This window comes from Thalassotalea montiporae (assembly GCF_053485855.1).
Genome location: NZ_JBQRUO010000001.1, coordinates 1,219,453 through 1,239,357 on the forward strand (window position 1 = coordinate 1,219,453; position 19,905 = coordinate 1,239,357).

The 19,905-nt window shown below is 42.3% G+C and carries 11 protein-coding genes; 3 read left to right on the forward strand and 8 right to left on the reverse strand.

Going from position 1 to position 19,905, the window contains the following annotated elements; all coding sequences use genetic code 11:
• Positions 1–49: 49 nt before the first annotated feature.
• The 4 genes from ACSLUR_RS05295 to ACSLUR_RS05310 form a co-directional block, all read right to left on the reverse strand.
• Positions 50–529 carry a hypothetical protein gene (locus ACSLUR_RS05295; RefSeq protein WP_448552474.1) on the reverse strand — a complete coding sequence of 160 codons (480 nt, stop codon included), beginning with the start codon at positions 527–529 and terminating at the stop codon, positions 50–52.
• A gap of 138 nt (positions 530–667) precedes the next feature.
• Positions 668–1,624, reverse strand: coding sequence for a glycerophosphodiester phosphodiesterase (gene glpQ / locus ACSLUR_RS05300; RefSeq protein WP_448552476.1), 957 nt, complete (start codon positions 1,622–1,624; stop codon positions 668–670).
• A gap of 282 nt (positions 1,625–1,906) precedes the next feature.
• Complete coding sequence (locus ACSLUR_RS05305) at positions 1,907–2,161, reverse strand: hypothetical protein (protein ID WP_448552478.1); 255 nt, start codon at positions 2,159–2,161, stop codon at positions 1,907–1,909.
• A 177-nt stretch (positions 2,162–2,338) separates the two neighbouring features.
• Positions 2,339–2,881 carry an N-acetylmuramoyl-L-alanine amidase gene (locus tag ACSLUR_RS05310; protein WP_448552480.1) on the reverse strand — a complete coding sequence of 181 codons (543 nt, stop codon included), beginning with the start codon at positions 2,879–2,881 and terminating at the stop codon, positions 2,339–2,341.
• 139 nt (positions 2,882–3,020) lie between these two features.
• Between ACSLUR_RS05310 and ACSLUR_RS05315 the strand changes: the two genes are divergently transcribed.
• The 3 genes from ACSLUR_RS05315 to ACSLUR_RS05325 all read left to right on the forward strand — a co-directional run bounded on the left by ACSLUR_RS05315 (position 3,021) and on the right by ACSLUR_RS05325 (position 12,258).
• On the forward strand, positions 3,021–7,550 hold the full coding sequence (locus ACSLUR_RS05315) for a hypothetical protein (protein ID WP_448552482.1): 4,530 nt from the start codon (positions 3,021–3,023) through the stop codon (positions 7,548–7,550).
• A 334-nt stretch (positions 7,551–7,884) separates the two neighbouring features.
• The gene (locus ACSLUR_RS05320) at positions 7,885–9,117 is read left to right on the forward strand and encodes an efflux RND transporter periplasmic adaptor subunit (RefSeq protein WP_448552484.1); all 1,233 of its coding nucleotides are present in this window, start codon (positions 7,885–7,887) and stop codon (positions 9,115–9,117) included.
• 24 nt (positions 9,118–9,141) lie between these two features.
• Positions 9,142–12,258 (forward strand): efflux RND transporter permease subunit, encoded by a 3,117-nt coding sequence (locus ACSLUR_RS05325; protein ID WP_448552486.1) that lies wholly within the window; start codon positions 9,142–9,144, stop codon positions 12,256–12,258.
• Positions 12,259–12,454: 196 nt separating this feature from the next.
• On the opposite strand, the gene prsT is transcribed toward ACSLUR_RS05325, so the two are convergent.
• The 4 genes from prsT to lnt form a co-directional block, all read right to left on the reverse strand.
• Positions 12,455–15,238, reverse strand: a complete 2,784-nt coding sequence (prsT, locus tag ACSLUR_RS05330; RefSeq protein WP_448552488.1) for an XrtA/PEP-CTERM system TPR-repeat protein PrsT — start codon at positions 15,236–15,238, stop codon at positions 12,455–12,457.
• A 131-nt stretch (positions 15,239–15,369) separates the two neighbouring features.
• Positions 15,370–16,173: an exosortase-dependent surface protein XDP1 gene (xdp1, locus tag ACSLUR_RS05335; RefSeq protein ID WP_448552490.1), complete on the reverse strand. Its 804-nt coding sequence runs from the start codon at positions 16,171–16,173 to the stop codon at positions 15,370–15,372.
• 335 nt (positions 16,174–16,508) lie between these two features.
• Positions 16,509–18,197, reverse strand: coding sequence for an amidohydrolase (locus tag ACSLUR_RS05340; protein ID WP_448552492.1), 1,689 nt, complete (start codon positions 18,195–18,197; stop codon positions 16,509–16,511).
• Between the two features lie 123 nt (positions 18,198–18,320).
• A complete protein-coding gene (gene lnt, locus ACSLUR_RS05345) occupies positions 18,321–19,880 on the reverse strand; it encodes an apolipoprotein N-acyltransferase (protein ID WP_448552494.1) in 1,560 nt (519 codons plus the stop codon).
• Positions 19,881–19,905 lie beyond the last annotated feature (25 nt).

The following is a 19,905-nucleotide window of genomic DNA, read 5'->3' on the forward strand; positions in this document are numbered from 1 at the left end:
GCAGTCAATTAGCTTTAAGTTAATGATTAATAATGATTAATTGCGGGTGCTAGTTTAGCTTGTCGTAGTAATCACCATGTTTATGTCGAAAAAACACATTGCAATAAGTTAACTCAAGAGCAAGTGGTGATTCGGTAACAATGTTGAGGTAAGGGTTCAGCTCAAGTGTTACGCGAGTTGCCTCTTTTGCTTGCGAGAGCCTTTCAAACAAAGCTTTTTTCTGATGTGTGTTATTAGAGTAGGGCATACGTACAATAATATGTTCACGACAGTTTGGTGCGGGTATAGGGAATAGCTCCTTGGGAATAAATACTTCAAACTGCCCACCAGGATTAAAGCCATAACGTGTATTAATGCGGTACTGGTTAGGAATTAAATCAAACTGAATATGGTAGTAATTGAAGTACTTGCCGGGGTTAACGGTTATCTCTTGTTTGGGAGCGTTGGTGTGTGTTTGGCCGCTAACGCTGGTAACAATAACGAGTGCAACCAGTGCTATATATCTTACTAATCGAATTGGGTATTTCATTGATAATTTCAATTTAGTTTTTAATTTAGCAGTGCGCAGTGCACCTAGCGATAACTTAGTGTTGTGTGGCTAATATCTGCATTATTCTATCAGCTTATACGGCGTTAATAAGTTAAATAGTCAGATGCTTTACACAACTCAGTGCATCAATGCCGACTTTGCGCGAGCAGGAAAATCAGTAAAAACTCCAGTGATGCCCAGTTTCTTGTTGGTGTACTGCAACCAATGTTCAAAACTCGCAAAGCGCTTAGGTGTATCTTCAACGCGAAAGGTATATGGGTGAATGGTCATATTCAGTCGCTGCGCCTCAGTTAACAGCGCGGAAGCTTGCCAGTTGTCATCGACAAGCATTGGAAACCACGGGCCGATACCATCGGCATAGCGAGCAACTTGCGCTACCCCTTGTGCTGAGAACATCCAGTCATAGCTGTAGTTTTGCCATTTGCCACCAACACGTTGTTTGGTTTCTTGCCAGTCAGTAAATGCGATAAGCTGCACTAAAGCAATGTCCATCTTTAATTTGGGCAGCAACTCACTATTGATGCGCATTAGCTCATTGGCATCAAAACTTTGCAAAAATACCTTGTCAGATTTTTGTGTGTAACCAAAGGCTTTTAACGTTTGCAAAACAGCAAGGCTGATATCTTTTCCGGCTTGGTGATGAAACCATGGTGACTTCACTTCTGGATATATGCCAACTTGCTTATTATGGCTTGTGTTGAGTGCTTGAATTAACGTTAGCTCCTCAGCCAATGTGTGTAGTTTGAATTCCCCAGTGTTAATTGGAAATCGATTAGGGTATTTGGCTTTGCCGGAAGTGGTGACACGCTCTGAAACTGACAAGGTTTTTAGCTCTGCTAAGGTGAAATCAATCACATAGAAATGACCATCTTGGCGGTGCCTATTGGGAAACTGTGCTGCGACATTCGTTGTGGCATCTAGGGTTAAATCGTGGTGAACAATAAGATGGTCGTCTTTACTCATGACAACGTCCTGCTCGATAAAATCTGCCCCCATACCATAAGCCAGTGCTTTACTTGCCATGGTATGTTCCGGCAAATGACCACTAGCCCCGCGATGCGCAATGATAGTCATTGGTACTCGCGGGAATGCAGATGGTTGCTGGGAGCTTGAGTGTGCCTTGTCTAATTTTTCAGTGCTTGCAGTTGACTGAAAACCCATCACTAGGGTTAAAAGCACAGTAAAAAACAGAGATTTTGATAGGGATAGTGAGCGGTATTTCATCATTTATAAGTAAGTATTTGTTAATCGTATACGTGTTTGTTGATTAGTTGAGCTAGCATTAATGCGACTGGAATTCTGCTAGCTAACTGATATACATAACTTACTAACCAATTATTGTGACAGGCTGATGAATTAAACTTCAATTGAAAATTGAGCTTGACGGCGATCGGTTTTGTTACGACTGTCGAGGCGGCGTTGGCCTATCATGTTTTTTTGGCGACGATCATCACCTTGACGGCGTTCTTCGCCGCTCCATTCTTGTCCATTACTGCCATCGTCATCTGCAAACTTATTTCGTAAAAAAGTTTGCAGTGATTTCCTTTTCTTATGGGTTTCCGATGTACCGGTTACCCTAGTACTAACAGTTTGTTCTATCGGATTAAACATAATAGTTACCTAGCGTCCTTACAGTTGATTAGCCTACATATAACTCTTTATCGGTAATGGCTGGTCAAACTTTAACCTGTTAAGCGTAGTGACCGTTAAATGGCATATCAACTGAGCCTTGCACGCGTTTATACAGCTCTTGTATATCTAATAAACGAGTGAATTAAGGTAAAAGATCTATGTCACAATTGCATCGCTCACTGCTATTGCTTCAATAGCTTCTGCATAGGCCGCAACCAGTTGGTCATAATTTGTTTGAACATTACCGAGTTCTTCGTCGTTATCGATAAAAAATGGCTCAGTAATAACACAAGGGGCGCTGGTATAACGAAGCAAGTATCCACCGCGATCTTCTGCACTCCGGGCTTTAAGGCCGCGATCTTTATTGCCAAGCGCTGTTTGTATTTTAGTTTGGAGAATGTCGGCCATGGCTTTGCCCTTTTGTGATCTGTGGTAGTACAGCATTTCGCAGCCACTTGCTTGTTGATTAAACGCATTACAGTGCAGGCTAACGATAAAGTCTGGGGCGAGTTCATCAATGTCTGATGGCAGCTGGCGGTAGGTACGTCGGTACACTCGTTGGACGGTGACGCTTGATACTTTTCTTTCAATATCAATCGCTAACTGTTCATTAAATTCAAACTCGCTAAGTCCTGCGCCTTGATTCTTAGCGCCAGGGTTATTCTTTTTATGTCCTACAACCAATGCACATAGTTTCATGGTGTGTTCCTTTATGCCGTGACGGTAATCGCTGTCCATTGAGCATAATCTATTTTCTTGTTTTTGCACGTCTAGCCCGCGTTTTACTTGCGTTATGGCGATATTGTTCGATAGTTAATAAAGCGACCGGAGACCATGCATGGAAGCCAACCAAGCAGCACAATCCTCAGGACAAGCGGCGAATGCCACATCTGCACCCTTAAAGCGGCCTCGTAAATGGTTGTTAATCCCCGCTTTTATCGTCATATCTGTCACACTTTACTTCTTTCACGATATCGGCCAGCGCAATAGTCATGTAAATAATGAAAACTATCGGCTTCTTTACGAGGCGTCGGTGGAATTTAACAACAACCTCAATAAACTGCGCAGCGCCCACCGAAATGGCGAGTCAGACACTGCGATTCGAGGCCTATTTGCCAGTTATAAAAGTCAAGTGGCTAATGCTAGCGATAGGAAGTCGGCGTTTAAAAATGCGGTTTATTTGTTAAAAGCTAAAAAGCTAGTGGTTCAAAAAGGTGAAGGGAGCGAGCAGAGTGAATTGGCAAGCCTAAGTGATAGTGACATTCTACCGAAAGCTGGCGCAGTCTTTAGTAAAATCTTGATCGTCAACGCTCAAGACAAAGTGCTAACCACGTTAGGTAATGAAACCAAAATATCTTTTAGCGATTTGAATTTTATTGCTAAGTCTTTTATTAAAAATCAGCAAAGTATTTTCTCGACAACTAGCAACAAAACTGCGCTGCAAAACAGAGAGAAAGTTAATTTGCCGTCACATTCTTCGCATATTGATGTTGAATTAGCGCACGGTGATTATCGGGTTTATGTCTTTCCCTTCACACTTGAGCAAGAGCTTGCCTATCCAAAGTCAGCGAAAGACAAGAACCAAGAAAACGACAATAATTATGTTCAAGCGACGACGTTAACGCTTGTTGGTTTTGTCGAAAACATCGAATTATCCAAGCGTGCCACTAGCAAGTGGAATATTCCGCTGATCGTTATCTCTGTTCTAACATTATGCGTACTAGTCGCCATTCTTCGCCTTTACCTGCAACCTAAAAACCAATCCACCACCAAATTCTTTCGCGGTTTTGTTGTGCTTGCCTGCTATTTGGCCTTCAGTGCATCACTTGCTTTGGTGTTGGCCAGCGTCGAAAGTAAGTATTTATCGCATGTAAAAGCGAATGCCACGCAAAAATACATTACGGCGCTTGCTGATCAGTTTAATACTGAAATATATGGCATATTTAATGCGGTGCACCGTTATCGGCCTTTTTATCAGAAATTAAGCCAATTGATTGCGCAGCCAAGTGAACTCGGCAGCTATTGCCTTGATTTGCAGTCTCCTAAGAATGTGAAAGACAGCCACTCTATTCCAATTTTCGTGAAACAAAGTGAGCAGGGGGCATATTGCCGCAACACATCACAAACGAGTCTACTGGTAAGTTATGCGGTAAATGCGAACCGAGAAAAGGGCGTATCTGACGATCTAAGTACCTGTTTAGCTGTTAGCCAACAGTCAGACAACTCAACTAATGTTACGCAAAATAAAGAAAGTAAAGACGAACAAGAGCAGCGAGCAAAATTACAGGCTGAGTACACGTCATTTGAACAGTTAAATAAAGATAAAGAAGGGCTCGCATATCAACAGGTAGTAAGCAATATTACCAATACACTACCGTGCCGCGTTGCAAATCTGCCATCTGTGGGAGTTTACGCTCAAAGTCTGAATCTAACGCGAAATTCAGACAATAAACCAACAGGTATTAAACTTGTCGATGAAAGGGCACCTCTAGCGCTGCCTAATGGCTTGATTTCCCTGTTGGCGGTGAACCGCTATGGCAACCCTGCGCTACCATCGCTTTATTATCGTGAAAACTTTAGTACGCCAAGAACTATTAACTTGTCGCACCGTCAATACTTTAAAAAGGTACGCGATCAGCAAGGCTGGCAGTTGCCATTGAACGAAAACATCACGGCAGCCTCCAGAACTATGCGTAATGTATACATGCAGCGGCTGCGCAACATTACTAATGGCACAACGGGCACCACCTTATCCATGCCCTTGTTCGAATATTTGGATGCGCAAAGCGAAGGTAGCTTAGTATTAATTGCCGATGTATTAATACCCGCAATGGAATATTTTCAATTGGCTGCGGTTTTCGATGAAGAAAGTGACAAGCAGGCTAAGGGAAAATACCTTAACTTTGAGCACCTAGCACAACTCACCCCCAGTCCATTATTTGCCGATCTTAGACATATGATTCTTGACCGAAACTCAGGGCAAGTACTGTTTCATTCACAGGCTGATCGAGCACTTAACGAGAACATCTTTTTTAGTGGCAATAACCAGCAAGGGTTAACAGAGTGGATAAAGTCTTCTGGTTATTCGTCATCAGCTGAAGAAAAGGCGGTAAGGGTATCAGGCAATTACCACGGGAAAGCGGGTACATTTTATTTGTACCCGACTGTTATTGACGAATGGGCACTGGTGGTCTTTGCGCCAAACGAGCTAACAACTTGGTTTCAAACGAATAAATTTATTTATTACATGCTAGTGATCACAACCTTGATGCTGGTCAGTTTTGCCTTAGTTAAAGGGTTAAGCATGGCGGTAAATAGCCGTGTCAAGGTTACAAATACTGAGCATTCAAATTCTTCAGCTAACGCTAGTACTAGAGTTCATACTAACGCCAATACTGATGTTAGCAGTGATGCAAAAGCGACGATGCACTCGCCAGTTATTATTAGCTATGAGTTACAACGCCGACTGGGTTTTATTGCCACTAATATTATCGTGATGGTCGTAACCATTAGTGCGGTTGTTAAGCTTTTACCGCTTGATGAAATGATTTGGTATTTACCATTAACTTTGGTCATTTTAGGTGTGGTGCTGTATGGCATTAGTCTTATTTGGCAGCGTTTACCGAATCATTTGTTTAAAGATATTCGCCGCTTAGCACGAGCGATGAAGTACATTCCCGCTAAGCTTTGGATAACCGTATCAGCGATTTTCGTCATTGTATTTTGGTACCTTTCAGCGACCAGCGAGGCATCGTTTCACGGTGTCGCCTTGCAACAACAAAATTACCAGTGTGCGCTTATTAACGCTAAGCGAGAGGAAGTCACTAAACAAGCGCTGACTTTATTTCCTAATTCCATTACCAATTACCAACAGCAACCCGCAATGTTGATGTTAGGAGATAAAAATTACTTAAATCATGCTAAATGCACCAACAACAGTGTAACTCCAGAGGACTTTCCAAATTTCGCAACAGCTGTGGGTAATCAGCAATTATGGCGTTGGCTACAAGCCTACATGTTACCTAAGCCAGCAGCACAGAGCGTACAGCTGAATTTAGAGAAGCCATTCTTAGCCATGCTTGGTTACAGTATGTTGATGATATGCCTTGTATTTTTGCTGAGTGTTATTTGGTATTTACTGCACAGTAAGGTGCTGTGGACGTTTATGTATTTCGGCATGGATTTTCTGCGCCATATTGAAAAATTAAGCCAAGACTTAGCAGATATTCCAACAGATAAGAGAAACGCTAACTTACTCATTAAAGGCGATAATATTCGCTTAAACGGGGTTGAATTGAATTTATATGCCAGCCTGCTCAAAGGCGATAAACTCGATAATCCTTTTGTGAAAAAATTAGCGGCGCTAAGCCCTGCGCTTACCGCCATTGTTGACCAGCAGATAAAATTACCTAACCTCAAAATTTGCGTTGATGGCGACGTTGACAATAATCAGAATGTATCAAACTTATCAGTGCAATTATGGGATTTGGAAACCTGTTTGGAGCAAAGAGGGCTGCGCCAGCATTTGCTCTCTATCATCATTGATCTAAAAGGCTTAGTACTGGATAAAAAAATTAACGATTTTTGCATGTACAGTGGTTTTCACTGTTTACAAAGGGTGGCTCTAAAAGATGCACTAGCACAAGCTGAAAGCGATGAAATGCGGCTCGAGCATATTGAGTATTTATCTTGGTCAGAATGCTTAATGGATTTTAACTTTAAATTGCCAGAGGCTTTCTCAACCGATGTTGACCAGACATTACTCGCGCGTGAGTTAGCACATTTTCCGGAACTTAAATCAATAGACGCGCTGGCTGAACTAGCCGATGAGCAAAATGCGGGAACAAAGAAATCCTATGTTTATCCGCAATCTCTCAGCGAAGACGTTTCACCGTTATTGGCAACTCAGAAAAAATGGGCAACGATTAATTTGATACTAATTCATGCAGAGGCTTTTTATCGATTTAAATGGGAATTGTGTTCAAATGCGGAAAAACTTGCCTTATTTAACCTAGCAAAAAAACGCTATTTAAATCCAAATAATAGTCAAATGGTTGAGCACTTGGCTCTAAATGGGCTTATCCGTGTTGATAATGACGATATTCGCTTGGTGAATGACAGTTTCGCTTATTTTGTCTTAAACGCTGAGCCGCCAGAGGTGATGGGAAAACTGTTCAAACTAAGTGAGCAGGGAGTGTGGAAGAATTATCGCGTGCCAATTGTGTTAAGTATTGCCTTGTTACTCGGTGCCGTCGCCTTAATTTCCGGTGAATCTCTGTTTATCATTTTCGGCTCAATTGCTGGGGTATTAACAACAATTGCGAGTATGACCAATAGCGCTAACTTAATTCGCAGCCAATTTAACTAGTGCGGTTATCAGTTAAGTTATTAGCGCAGGCTTTAGCCAGGCAGTGTTTGTTTTCAATGATTGAAGTGTTTGGCATAACCCTATGGTTAGGTTAGGCTAGATTAGATATCCAACTTACATTCAATAGACTGTTCTTATCGCGCTCAATTGTGATCTTGTTGCTTGTTAAAAAATTGTTACTCGCGATTGCCATCGTGTGGTGCCATAATCGAACTAACAATCAGTTTTTTACTTGTTAAGCAATGTGTTAAATAAAACGCTAAACAAGTCGAACTTTTTCTATTTAACCCATCTAAAGTCTCAAGCTTTTAATTAATAGCACGGAGTTGAGTAAATGTTGCAAAAAAGCATCCAATCTGAAGTCTACGTAGCCAAGCCTTTGGTTCTTCAAAGAATAAAGCAAACTGTTAAACACAGCATATTACTGAGCTTGCTTGCCATGCTGTTGGCTTGTAGCCAAGAAAGTGCGCAACCTTCGGCCGCGCCCAAACCAGCGGTTTCGGTATATCGTATTACTGCTGAACCTGTTGGTTTTGTGCGAGACTTTGTCGCGAGAACGCAAGCTTCGCAGCAGGCTAGTATAGTGGCTAGGGTAGAGGGTGAGTTAATTGCTAAACATTTTGAAGAAGGCAGCACAGTAGATAAAGATCAATTGCTATTTGAGCTTGACGATTCAACCTACCAAGCTTCACTGACCCAAGCAAAAGCTGAACTTGAAAGTAAGCAATCAGCCGCAGAGCGAGCTAAGCGCAATCTAGCTCGCGGTCAGGAAGTTGCTCCTCAGGGCTTTATTTCACAATCTGATCTCGACAAGCTGATTGCAGAAGACTTACAAGCAAAAGCGGCGGTGAGCTCTGCACAAGCGGCACTAGAAAAAGCAGAATTAGACCTTAGCTATACTCGCATTCATGCACCGTTTGCAGGGCAGATTGGTAAAATAGTCCAAGATATTGGCAATATTGTTGGGCCCGGTTCAGGTGAATTAGCGAGTTTGCAAGCGACCAACCCCGTGTACGTAAATTTCCAGATAGATGAGAGTGAATATATCACCTACTTGCAGTCACGCTCTGAAGCAACACAAGCACAACAAGCAGGCTTCACTCTATCGCTAAAACTCCCTAACAATACTATTTATCAAGGTCAGGGGCAGTTTGTTTTTGCCGATACTAAAATTGATGCAGGTATGGGAACCGTTGAATTAAGAGCTCAATTTGAAAACCCTGAAGGCCTTATTGTTCCAGGTTTATATGTCACCCTATTGGTCGAAGGAAATGCCAAACAAGCATTGCCCATGGTACCGCAAATTGCTGTGCAGTTAGGCCAACAAGGTGAGTCGGTGTTGGTCGTTGATAACGGCAACAAGGTGGTTCAGCGACAATTGGTTTTAGGGCGCCAAATAAACGCAATGCGAGTGGTTGAATCAGGCTTGGCCACTGGTGACAAAGTGATCATTGAGGGGCTGCAAAAAGTCCGCTCTGGCAGTGAAGTTACCCTTGTAGAAAAGCAGGTAGACCCAACCACCGGCGTGATTTCTGATTTAGCAATACAAGATCAGGTTAAGGAATAAATCAGGGCTTAGGACAGAACAATTATGATCAGTAATACTTTTATTCAACGCCCTAAATTTGCCATTGTTATTGCGATTGTTATTTCTTTGGCGGGTGTTATTGCGATGGGCTTGTTACCTGTCAACATGTACCCGCAGATCACACCACAACAAGTAGAAATAAGCGCTGTTTATCCTGGTGCTAGTGCCCAAGTGGTCGAGGAAGCGGTAATTCGCCCTATTGAAGAACAAATCAATGGCGTGGAAAACATGATGTACATTGAATCGACTGCCTCAAATAATGGCACTGCAGTTATTAATGTGTTTTTTAAAGTGGGTACCGATGGCGACATTGCCCAAGTCAATGTGCAAAATCGAGTTGCATTGGCAGAAAGTTCTTTGCCGCAAGAAGTCACGCGTCAAGGTGTTAGTGTCAAGAAAAAGTCTTCTAACATGTTGATGGCGATTAACCTTTACGCGGAAAATGACACCATAGACCAACTGTTTCTGAGCAACTACGCAACGAATCAACTTACTGAGCCTTTGGGACGCATTCCTGGCGTAGCGGCGGCGACTGTGATGGGGGAAATGACCTACAGTATGAGGGCTTGGTTAAAACCTGATCGCATGGCCTCTTTGGGGGTAACGGTTACTGAGATTAAACAAGCTTTACAAGAGCAGAACGTTATTGTTGCCGCAGGTAAGTTTGGCGCAAGTCCTGTTGCCGAAAACCAACAGTTTGAGTATGCGATACAAGCACAAGGGCGATTAAAAACGGCTAAAGAGTTTGAAAATACTATTATTCGAGCGCAGGGTAACGGCAACTTTATCCGCTTGTCGGATATCGCGCGCATTGAGTTAGGTGCAGAAAACTATGCAATAGAAGCGCGATTAAATGGCCAGCCAACTGCATTTTTGGTGATCTATCAGTTGCCAGATGCAAACGCTACGCAAGTTGCCGAGCTAGTAAAACAGCAAATGAATGTGCTCTCACAGCGCTTCCCTGACGGCTTGGCCTACGCGATTCCCTACGATACGACTAAATTTATCACTCGCTCTATCGATGAAGTTATTGTGACGCTATACCAAGCGGTAGGCTTGGTAATACTGGTTGTTTTCCTCTTTTTACAAAATTGGCGAGCAACCCTTATTCCTTCAATCGCTATACCTGTGTCACTAATAGGTACCTTCGCCTTTATGATGCTAATGGGATATTCGATAAATACCATTACGTTATTTGGGCTTGTACTTGCCATTGGTATTGTGGTTGATGACGCTATCGTGGTGATTGAAAACGTCGAACGTTTGTTAAAAGAAGAAAAACTGCCGATTAAAGAAGCTGTTGCTAAGGCGATGTCACAAGTGTCAGGGCCTATTGTTGCAACCACCTTAGTGTTGCTTGCGGTGTTTGTACCTGTTGCATTTATGCCGGGCATTACAGGGGAGCTCTACAAACAGTTCTCAGTGACAATTTCGTTTGCCGTGTTAATTTCATCGCTTAATGCATTAACGTTAAGCCCTGCACTTTGCACTTTATTGCTAGATGAAAAGCAAATGAAGCCTATTGGCTGGTTGCAGCCATTAGAGCGAGCAATTAACAAACTCACCGCAAGTTATACTAATGGTGTACAGTACATTTTAAAACGCAGTGCACGTGTAGGCATTCTGGTATTAGTTGGCTTTTCGGCGACTGGGTGGCTAACGACTAATGTGCCCACAGCATTTGTTCCCGGAGAAGATCAAGGTTATCTATTTGTTGATATACAACTTCCAGATGCTGCTTCGGCCAATCGAACTGAAGCGGTTATCGACAAAATTACGCCTATCTTGAAGGCTGATCCTGCTGTTACTGACGTTATTACGGTGGCTGGTTCATCTATGCTCGGCGGTGCAGGTGCGAATCAGGGAATGGCTATTGTTATGCTTAAAGACTGGGAAGAGCGCAACACGCCCGAGCTTGGTTTAAGGCAAGTGTTAGGACGATTAATGGGGCAACTTTGGGCGATACCGGATGCACAAATTATGATGTTCAACCCGCCACCTATTCCTGGGCTGGGCAATAGCTCAGGATTTGAGTTTAAGCTTCAAGATAGTCAAGGAAATAGCCCAGCAGAGCTTGCTCAGGTAATGAATGGGTTAATTTTTCAAGCTAATGCTCGCCCTGAACTCAATAGAGTTTTTAGTACATATCGCGCCAGTGTGCCACAGTATCAATTAGAGGTGGATCGCAACAAAGCCAAAGCGCAAGGGGTTGCACTGTCAGATATTTTTACGACCCTGCAAGCACAATTGGGCTCTTTATATATTAATGACTTTAGCCAATTTGGACGCACCTATCGCGTGACTATTCAGGCAGAAAGTAGCTACCGTGCGAAGCCAGAAGATCTACATTATTTTTATGTGCGCAATCAAGACGGTGAAATGGTGCCTTTAACAACGCTTGCGAAGTTAACACCAAACCTTGGGCCAACTAGCATTAATCACTTTAACCTTTATCGCAGTGCTTCGATTACTGGACAAGCTGCCGATGGTTACTCTTCTGGTCAGGCGATTTCAGTGATGGAAGAGCTTGCCAGCCAATTGCCTGACGGTTATGTATTTGAATGGGCGGGGCAATCAAAGCAAGAACTAGAGGCTGGTAACTTAGCCCCTATTTTATTTGGCTTAGCCATAGTGTTTGTGTATTTATTTTTAGTTGCTCAATACGAAAGTTGGACAATTCCTTTCTCAGTAATTGCAGCCGTGCCTATTGCGATATTTGGTGCTATGTTGGCCTTGTATACCGTTGGCATGGCGAATAATATTTATGCGCAAGTAGGGTTAATTTTGTTAATTGGTTTATCGACGAAAACGGCTATTTTAATTGTTGAGTTTGCTATGGAGTTGCATGCTAAAGGAGAGAGCGTTTTCAATGCGGCTTTGCAAGCAGCTAAACTGAGGTTCAGAGCGGTGTTGATGACGGCCTTGTCATTTGTGCTTGGGGTGCTGCCTTTGGTTTTCGCCTCTGGCGCAGGCGCTGGTAGTCGTATATCGCTTGGCTTGACGGTCTTGGCTGGCATGTTAGCCGCAACTATTTTAGGTACTTTATTAGTGCCATATTTCTATAGTGTTATTCAGCAAATGCGAATGGCAACGAAATCAAAAGCTAACAGGAGTGCTTAAGCGCACCTAATAAGCAAAAACCAAAAACCAAAAACCAAAAAAGCGGCAGATAATCTTTGCCGCTTTTTGTATTCAGACTTGACTCACAGCCTGGATAGTGTTTGGCAAGCCTAGTGTGTGGCAGTCGCCTAGATATTATTAGCTCCCTTAGCTGTAGCACCTTTGGCTTTATGTTAGTCATTAAGAAATACAAGGTTTAGTTGCCTTGCTCACCAACTTCTAAGAAACGTAGCAAGTCTTGCGCATCACTCTTACCTTTAAAATCTAGCGTACTACTTACGGCTTTTTTCAGCTCAAGCTTTGCTTCGCCATCGCGATTTAATTTATGTAAGGTATAGCCGATATGATAAGAGATGACAGGATCTTCAGAGTTTAGCGCATTAGCATTTCTAAGCTTTGTTAGTGCCTCAGTGTAACTACCTTGCTTAGCTAGCACCCAGGCGTATGTATCCATGATTGCCGTTGAATTTGGCATTAAAGATAACGCTTTATCGGCATAGGCTTTAGCTGTGTCGATATCTTCATCAAGGTAAATATTTGCCAGGTTGTTATAGAAAACCGCTTTGTTTCCATTGCTTGCTTCTGCGAGTAATTTGTAATGATGCTTAGCTTTATCAAGTTGTTGATGATTCAAGTAAAAATCAGCAAGAAAGTTTCGCATTAGCTTTGTTCCTCGCTTATTCGTTAATATTTTTTCCATCTGCTGGCTAAACTGCCTGCTATTAACTCCCTGACTTGCCAACACGTATAGTTGAGCTGCTGCTTGTTCAAATTGATTATCGAGTGAGAGTGCTTTGCGATAAGCAGCATAGGCCTGTTTTTGCTTTCCTTGCTTAAATAGCAAGTCGCCTTGCAACAGATATACATTGGCATCTTCTGGATAGTTCTGTGATAGCTTGTCTAATAAGCGCTGACTTTCAACAACTGGTTTCATTTCAATTGCTAGTTTCGCTTGTGTTAAGTGCAAAACAGGCTCAACTGGCGATTTCTCTATCGCTTGCTCGATGCTATGATAAGCGGCTTCCAAATCTTGTGCTTGGCTTTGTAATAAGCTCAGCTGATAGAAGTCATTTGCTGACTGAGCGAGCCCAAGTAGTACTTTCAATGTTTGTTGGGCTGCTTGATAATCTTGTAATTGAATAAGTATTTTCGCTTTAGATGCCAAATGATTAGGTTCAAGGAAAACTAAATCATTTAAGCGCTCTACGTGTGTTAAAGCTTCTTTAAATTGACCTGTACGATAATAAACCTCGACTAAAAACGCAATCGTATCAACGTTATTTGGCGAGGTTGTCAGCAATTTAAGTGCTGTTGTAATTGCAAGTTGCGGTTGATTGGTGTCACGGGCTAATTTGGCTTTTAACAGGAGTAATGCTGAGCCTCCGTGACCTTGTTCAGTCAATGAATTAACTATCCTCAAAGCTTCACTGTGTTCATTTGTTGCTGCTAAAGCGCTTGCGAGATTAAACTTAGTCGCATAATGCTCAGGCGTGCTATCAAGCACTTGTGTAAACAGCGATACTGCTTGGTCTGGTCTACCGGCTTTTAGTAAGGTGACAGCTTTAAAATTAATAAAGTCGATGTTTTCTGAGCTTATTGCAAGCAAACTATCTGCTACTTCGAGTGCTTGTTTAAAGTTACCCATTTCCAACGAAATAAGCCCCTTTGTAAGGGTGTAACTTGCACTCGGTGCATTTGGCTGTCGGCTATTAAGCAATGTCATCGCTTCTTCGTAGCGCTTACTTTTAGCAAGGTAATTAGCTTGGGCGATAAGAATTTGGCTGTTGTCTTTGAATGTACTCGACAAGCTTTCAAGGACACTTTTAGCTTTGTATATTTTATTGGTACTTAAGTACACTTTAAACAGCTTTAATGATAAGCCTAAATCTTTTAGTACAACTTTTTCATTGCGCTCTAATAGCTCTTGAGCCTTGTCGACTTTACCTAGCTGCAGATATATCGCACTTAGCATATTAAGCCCAGCAACGTCATTAGGTTGGTAACTAGTGTAGAAAGCGAGCTCATTTTGTGCGAGCTCCAAGTTACCTTGCATAAGAGCCGCAGCCCCTGAAATATAAGCTAAAGATGCATTACTGCTTTTTTGTGCTTCTGTTAGTAAAGACAGCTTTGCGCTGATATCTTCAAGTACTTGTTGTGCTTCATCGAGTTGATTAGTACGCGTTAACAGCTGGCTTTTCAATAAGCGGGCATAGGGGTCATTCGGTGTAAGCTCGATAATGGTTTCAACTAACTTTAATGCTTTTTCGTGTTGCTTTTCATCGGTGTATTTGTGCGCTAATGCGCGCATTACGATAGGGTCGTCAGGAGCCAACTGATGTGCTCTTTCTAAATTTTCTAACGCCTCGCGTGTATTACCTTTAGCTGTAAAATAATCAGCTCTAAGCTTCCATGTTTTATTATTCTCAGGAACAAGCGTTGTTAGTAGCGTGATATACTGCCAAGCTTGCTCAAATGAGCGCTCGGCAATGAAAAAATTAGCAAGAGAACTAATTACGCCTATATCTTTGGGGCTTAGCTTTTCAGCCTGCTTTAGTGCTCCTAATGCTTGCTCATATTTTTCTAACGCAATGAATGCATTACTTTTAACTTGCAAAGTAGCGACTTGATTTTTTTTGTTTAATGTAAGGCTACCTAATAAATCAATTAGCTCTTGGTTTTTACCTAACAGTAACATTGCTCTTACTTGCTCAAAGATAAACTGGTTCGCGTCAGCACCCGCAGCAAGTGCGTCATTAAATTCTTGAATACCTTCTAAATATAACCCCTTGCGCAAGAGTACTCTGCCCATAAGTACTTTGGCTGGCAAATTTTCACCATTATTATTTAGCGTGTTTTTTAAGTGGATGTATGCCGCTTCAATATCATCGACTTGATACGCGCTAATTGCTTTTTCAAGATCGTTTGATGCAAGTATTGAAAAACTAGCAAGCAAAGGTAATAGAGCAAAACTTCGGAGCATGGGATAACCTAACAATAAACAGCTAACTTAATATTAGTATGTGTGATTCTAACTTAAAATAAAAAAAGATGGCGTTAGCCATCTTTTGTCAAAGCATCAACCCAACGAGTTACACTGAGTTATATCTGCATTTATTTATTAATTTTTCTTCTGGCTAAAGCAACTAGCGCAACTATCATCAAAGCAAGTGGTGCTGGCTCAGGAATAGAGGTGCCTGGTTTGTTTGGTTTGGTTGTAGTAAAACCAAGGCTAGCTAATTTGAAACCATCATTACTTTCTAAGCTAGCATCACCACCAAAATGATGATTAAATGCACCTACGATCCACCTTGTTGAGCTGGCAGAGCTCAAATCTTCACCAGCTTCAGAAGTGAATGAGTTAACATAATAGCTGCCACTATTTCCCATAAATTGACCGTAGCCTGAACTTAACGAAAAGTTATTGTCTACCTGACTCCACGTTTTATCGGCTAAATCTCCTGTTGTAACTGCCGCCACAGATACCTGAGTTGAACTTGCACCATACTGCAAGTAGCCTGAAGTAATTGAATTCAACGTAACGCTCAAATCACCAAAATCAAGCAAGAAGAAATCGTAATCACGCTCGTTTGGATTGGATTGATAGTTATCGGCGGTGTGGCCATCCCCAGAAGTGTCATTAGAAATACCTAAGCCTCCTGGATAGTCACCAATTTCTGCAGCCTCTATCAGTAAATCAGTGGAAGAGCCATCAGCACTTTTTGTATCAGCCCATGCAGTAATTGTTAGTGTTTGAGTTTCACCATTAGCACTAAAATTCTTGGTAAAGCTATTGCCAAAACCCGAACCATTTTGTGTTGCGTTCTCAACGTTCAATGTTAATGTGCTCGCATTAGCGAACGAACTAGCTACGACAACTAGTCCTGAAAGTATCCATTTACTTGGCTTTAGAAACATACTGAACTCCGTATTCAGAAAACTTTATTTAGTTTTAATTAGCGCCGTTAATTTTTTGTTTAATGCAATTAATATGCAAATTATAAAAAATCTATATTTTACATAAGTCTATGTTTGCTTGTTAGCTAGCCACAGCATTAATTGTAAAGCACTTTGACACATAGTATGACAATTGCTTTGGCAACTAATGACGTAATATTAACATTGTTGTGACATTGTTTTAATAGAGAGAACTTACGATTTTTCATAAATTGTTTGTTATATGCATTTTCAATTATTTGGACGATCAATTTTATTATTGAAAAATACTTAATCCAGAAACACCTGATACAAGCCTATTTCGTGAAAACTGGTTTCCCAGCCACCCAAGTTGCAAGCACTTTGTTTTGCCAAATCGTACTAGGTTCCTGAGCAAACAAATCTTCTTTGATGAGAATAAAGTCAGCTTGTTTACCAGCTTCCAAGCTACCTAGCATAACTTCTTGATGGCCAGCATAAGCGGCGTCAATCGTGAAACTTTTTAGGGTTTCTACCGTGGTTAGAGCCTCTTCCGAAATCCAGCCTCCTAACGGTTGGTTGTTTCTGTCTTGACGAGTAATTGATGCGTGAAGGCCATAAAATGGATTGGTTGGCTCTACGGGGAAATCTGAGCCATTGGCAATACGAGCACCAGCGTTAAGTAAGCTGCGCCAAGCATAGGCACCTTTGAGTCGTTCTTTGCCTATTCTGTCTTGCGCCATATTTTTATCGCTGGTCGCATGAGTGGCTTGAATAGACGCAATAACATTTAGCTTCGCAAATTTTGGAATATCATCGAGTCGAAGTACTTGTGCATGTTCAATGCGATGACGCATTTTCTGGCTGCCGGATTGCTCAATCAGTTTGGCATAGTGATCAAAGGTTAAGGTATTGGCATGATCGCCGATCGCATGAGTATTTACCTGATAGCCTTTAGCCATAGCTGTGCGAATATAGTGTGCTAAATCTGTATCTTTATGCAGTAATATCCCTTTAGTTCCCGGTTGATCAGAGTAGTCTTCATGCAATGCTGCACCGCGACTCCCCAATGCACCATCAGATTGTATTTTTACGCTATTAAATTGAAAGAAATGATCGTCTGAGGCGTATTGGCCGTCACCCAGCTTTTGTTGCCAGCCAGGGCTTGGTAGGTAGAGCATGGCATTTACGCGAATGGGCATTTGTTTATTGTTTGCTAACTCTTGATAAAGCTCAATGTGCTCTGCGGTCACGCCTGCATCATGAACACTGGTCAAGCCAACTTTTGCTAGTGCCTTCATGGCTTTGACTAGAACACGCTTTTGCTCTGCTTTAGACAGGGGCGGAATTTTTTCTGTGATCAAATTCATCGCGTAATCAATGAATATACCTGTTGGCTTGCCTTGGCTATCTTTAATAATTTCGCCACCAACAGGGGCTTTAGTCTCTTTGGTAATACCAGCGAGTGCCATTGCTTTGCTGTTAGCCCAGCCAGCATGACCGTCGACACGACCTAAGAATACCGGAGTGTCTGGAAATAGCTTATCGAGTGATGCAGCCGTTGGAAATTGATCAACTGGCCATTGTACTTGGTTCCAGCCTCGCCCTTGTATCCAACGCTGTTCAGGATTTTTATCACGATACGCTTTAACGCGCGCAACAGCTTCTTGTTCACTTTTGGAATTGACCAAGTCCACTTGCATTAGGCTTAAGCCGTAATTTAAGACATGACCATGGGCGTCAATTAAGCCCGGCAATAGTGTATTTCCTTGCCCATCGATAAGTTTTACTGAGCTATGGATGATGCTTGGCTTAGCGGCATAAATATTGTCAATTTTATCGTCAGTAAACTCAATGGCAGAGAATTCTGTCAGCTTTCCATCGTTGATGGTATAGCCTTTAACATTGTGAATTAGCGTTGTGGTTGCGTTGGCTGATGTTACACCAGTCACTGACGTTAGCAGAGTTGCCGACGATAAAAGCAGGGCAGATAGACGGCGCAGATTAAACCTTGAGGTCAAGCTCATAGTGGCTCACTTATTGTTATTCCTTTTAGCGTTTCATCATATGATCAAATATCCATCAAGCAAAGAAAAAAGCAATAAGTGACTGTATTAGAAACTATGTTAGGAATAGCAGCAGCTTTTTGACTAAAGTTTTGTTTTTCGACTGACGCTAATGATAAGTAAAAATAAAAGTGTTGCCAGAATATAGGTTGGATAGCGCTGATATTGGCTGAACGGGGTGTAACCTGTTACTAGCGCTACATCGGCTTTAAGTACCTGTTCTTCAAACTGTGGAATGCGAGCAATAAACTGACCTTGATGATCAACCGCTGCGGTTACGCCAGTATTGGTTGAACGGACTAATGGGCGACCAAATTCTAAGGCGCGCATTTGTGCGATTTCCATATGCTGGTGTGGGCCGTGAGAGGTGCCAAACCAAGCGTCGTTACTAACGGTCAGCAACATGTCAGTGTCAGCTTTAAAATTAGCGTAAAGTTGCTCCGGGAAGGCAATCTCAAAGCAAATTAGCGGTGTAATAGATAAGCCATTCGCCTTTAAATTCGGTTGAATGTAATTGCCACGGTTAAAGGATGACATTGGCAGGTTGAAAAACGGTGCAATAGGTCGTAACCATTCTTGAAATGGCACAAACTCACCAATCGGCAATAAATGGTGCTTATAAAAGCGGTTGGCATTTGGGTAGAAATAACTGCCGCTGGTATCGGTAGCGCTTTCCTTACCTAAGACAATTAAACTATTGAAATACTCTTTGGTTTCAAAGTTGTAATTAATAATACCGGTAATAATCGCAGTGTCATTAAGCGCGGCAGCGCTATTAGCCATATCAAGAAATTCACCAGCTAGTGGCTCTACTTTGGGGATCGCCGATTCTGGCCAAACAATTAGATCGGCATCGTAGTTGGCACGTGTTAAATCTAAATACTTTAACATGCTTGGCCACTCTTGCTCTGGTGCCCATTTAAGCTCTTGCGCGATATTGCCTTGCACCAGTGCGACTGATTTCGTTTCACCTGAAGGTTTCACAAAGGTTAATTGCTGGCTGACAATAATACCTAGTACACAGCTCGCGAGCAGCGCACTTGCTAGTTTAATTTGTTGCTTGAAATACAGGCTAAGTGCACTGGTCACCAAGACCAGCATTATGAAGCTGATACCCACTTCGCCAATTATTGGGGCGAGACTTGCCAACGGAGAATTGAGTTGGCTATAGCCAATTGAAAGCCATGGAAAGCCAGTTAATACCCAGCCGCGCAGCCACTCGGATAGCAGCCAAATACTAGGGAACAGTAGTAAGTTAAGCTGTCGGTTGGTTGAGCATCTTGCACTAAGGTAGCCAGCGAGTGCTGGAAATAGGGCTAAATAGGCACATAGCAGCGCCATTAAGCCAAGCGAGGCAATTAATGGCAGACCGCCAAATTGGTCAATGCTAACATGTACCCAGCTGATCCCGGCACCAAACCAACCAAGGCCGAAGAAGTAGCTGCGCACGGCGGCGAGCTTCGGTGTTTGGCGATGTACTAGCGTGCCCCAGCAGGTCAGCACAATAAAACTTAGCCACCATTGGCTGTAAGGGGCATACGCGAATACCATGGCTAAGCCAGCAATAAAGCTTAGCCAGTTTTGCCAGACTAAGCTGGCCGATTTGACGCGGCTGGCAGTACCTTTGAGTGTGCTAAGGATCATTGATAGGCAATAGGTAAGTTAAACA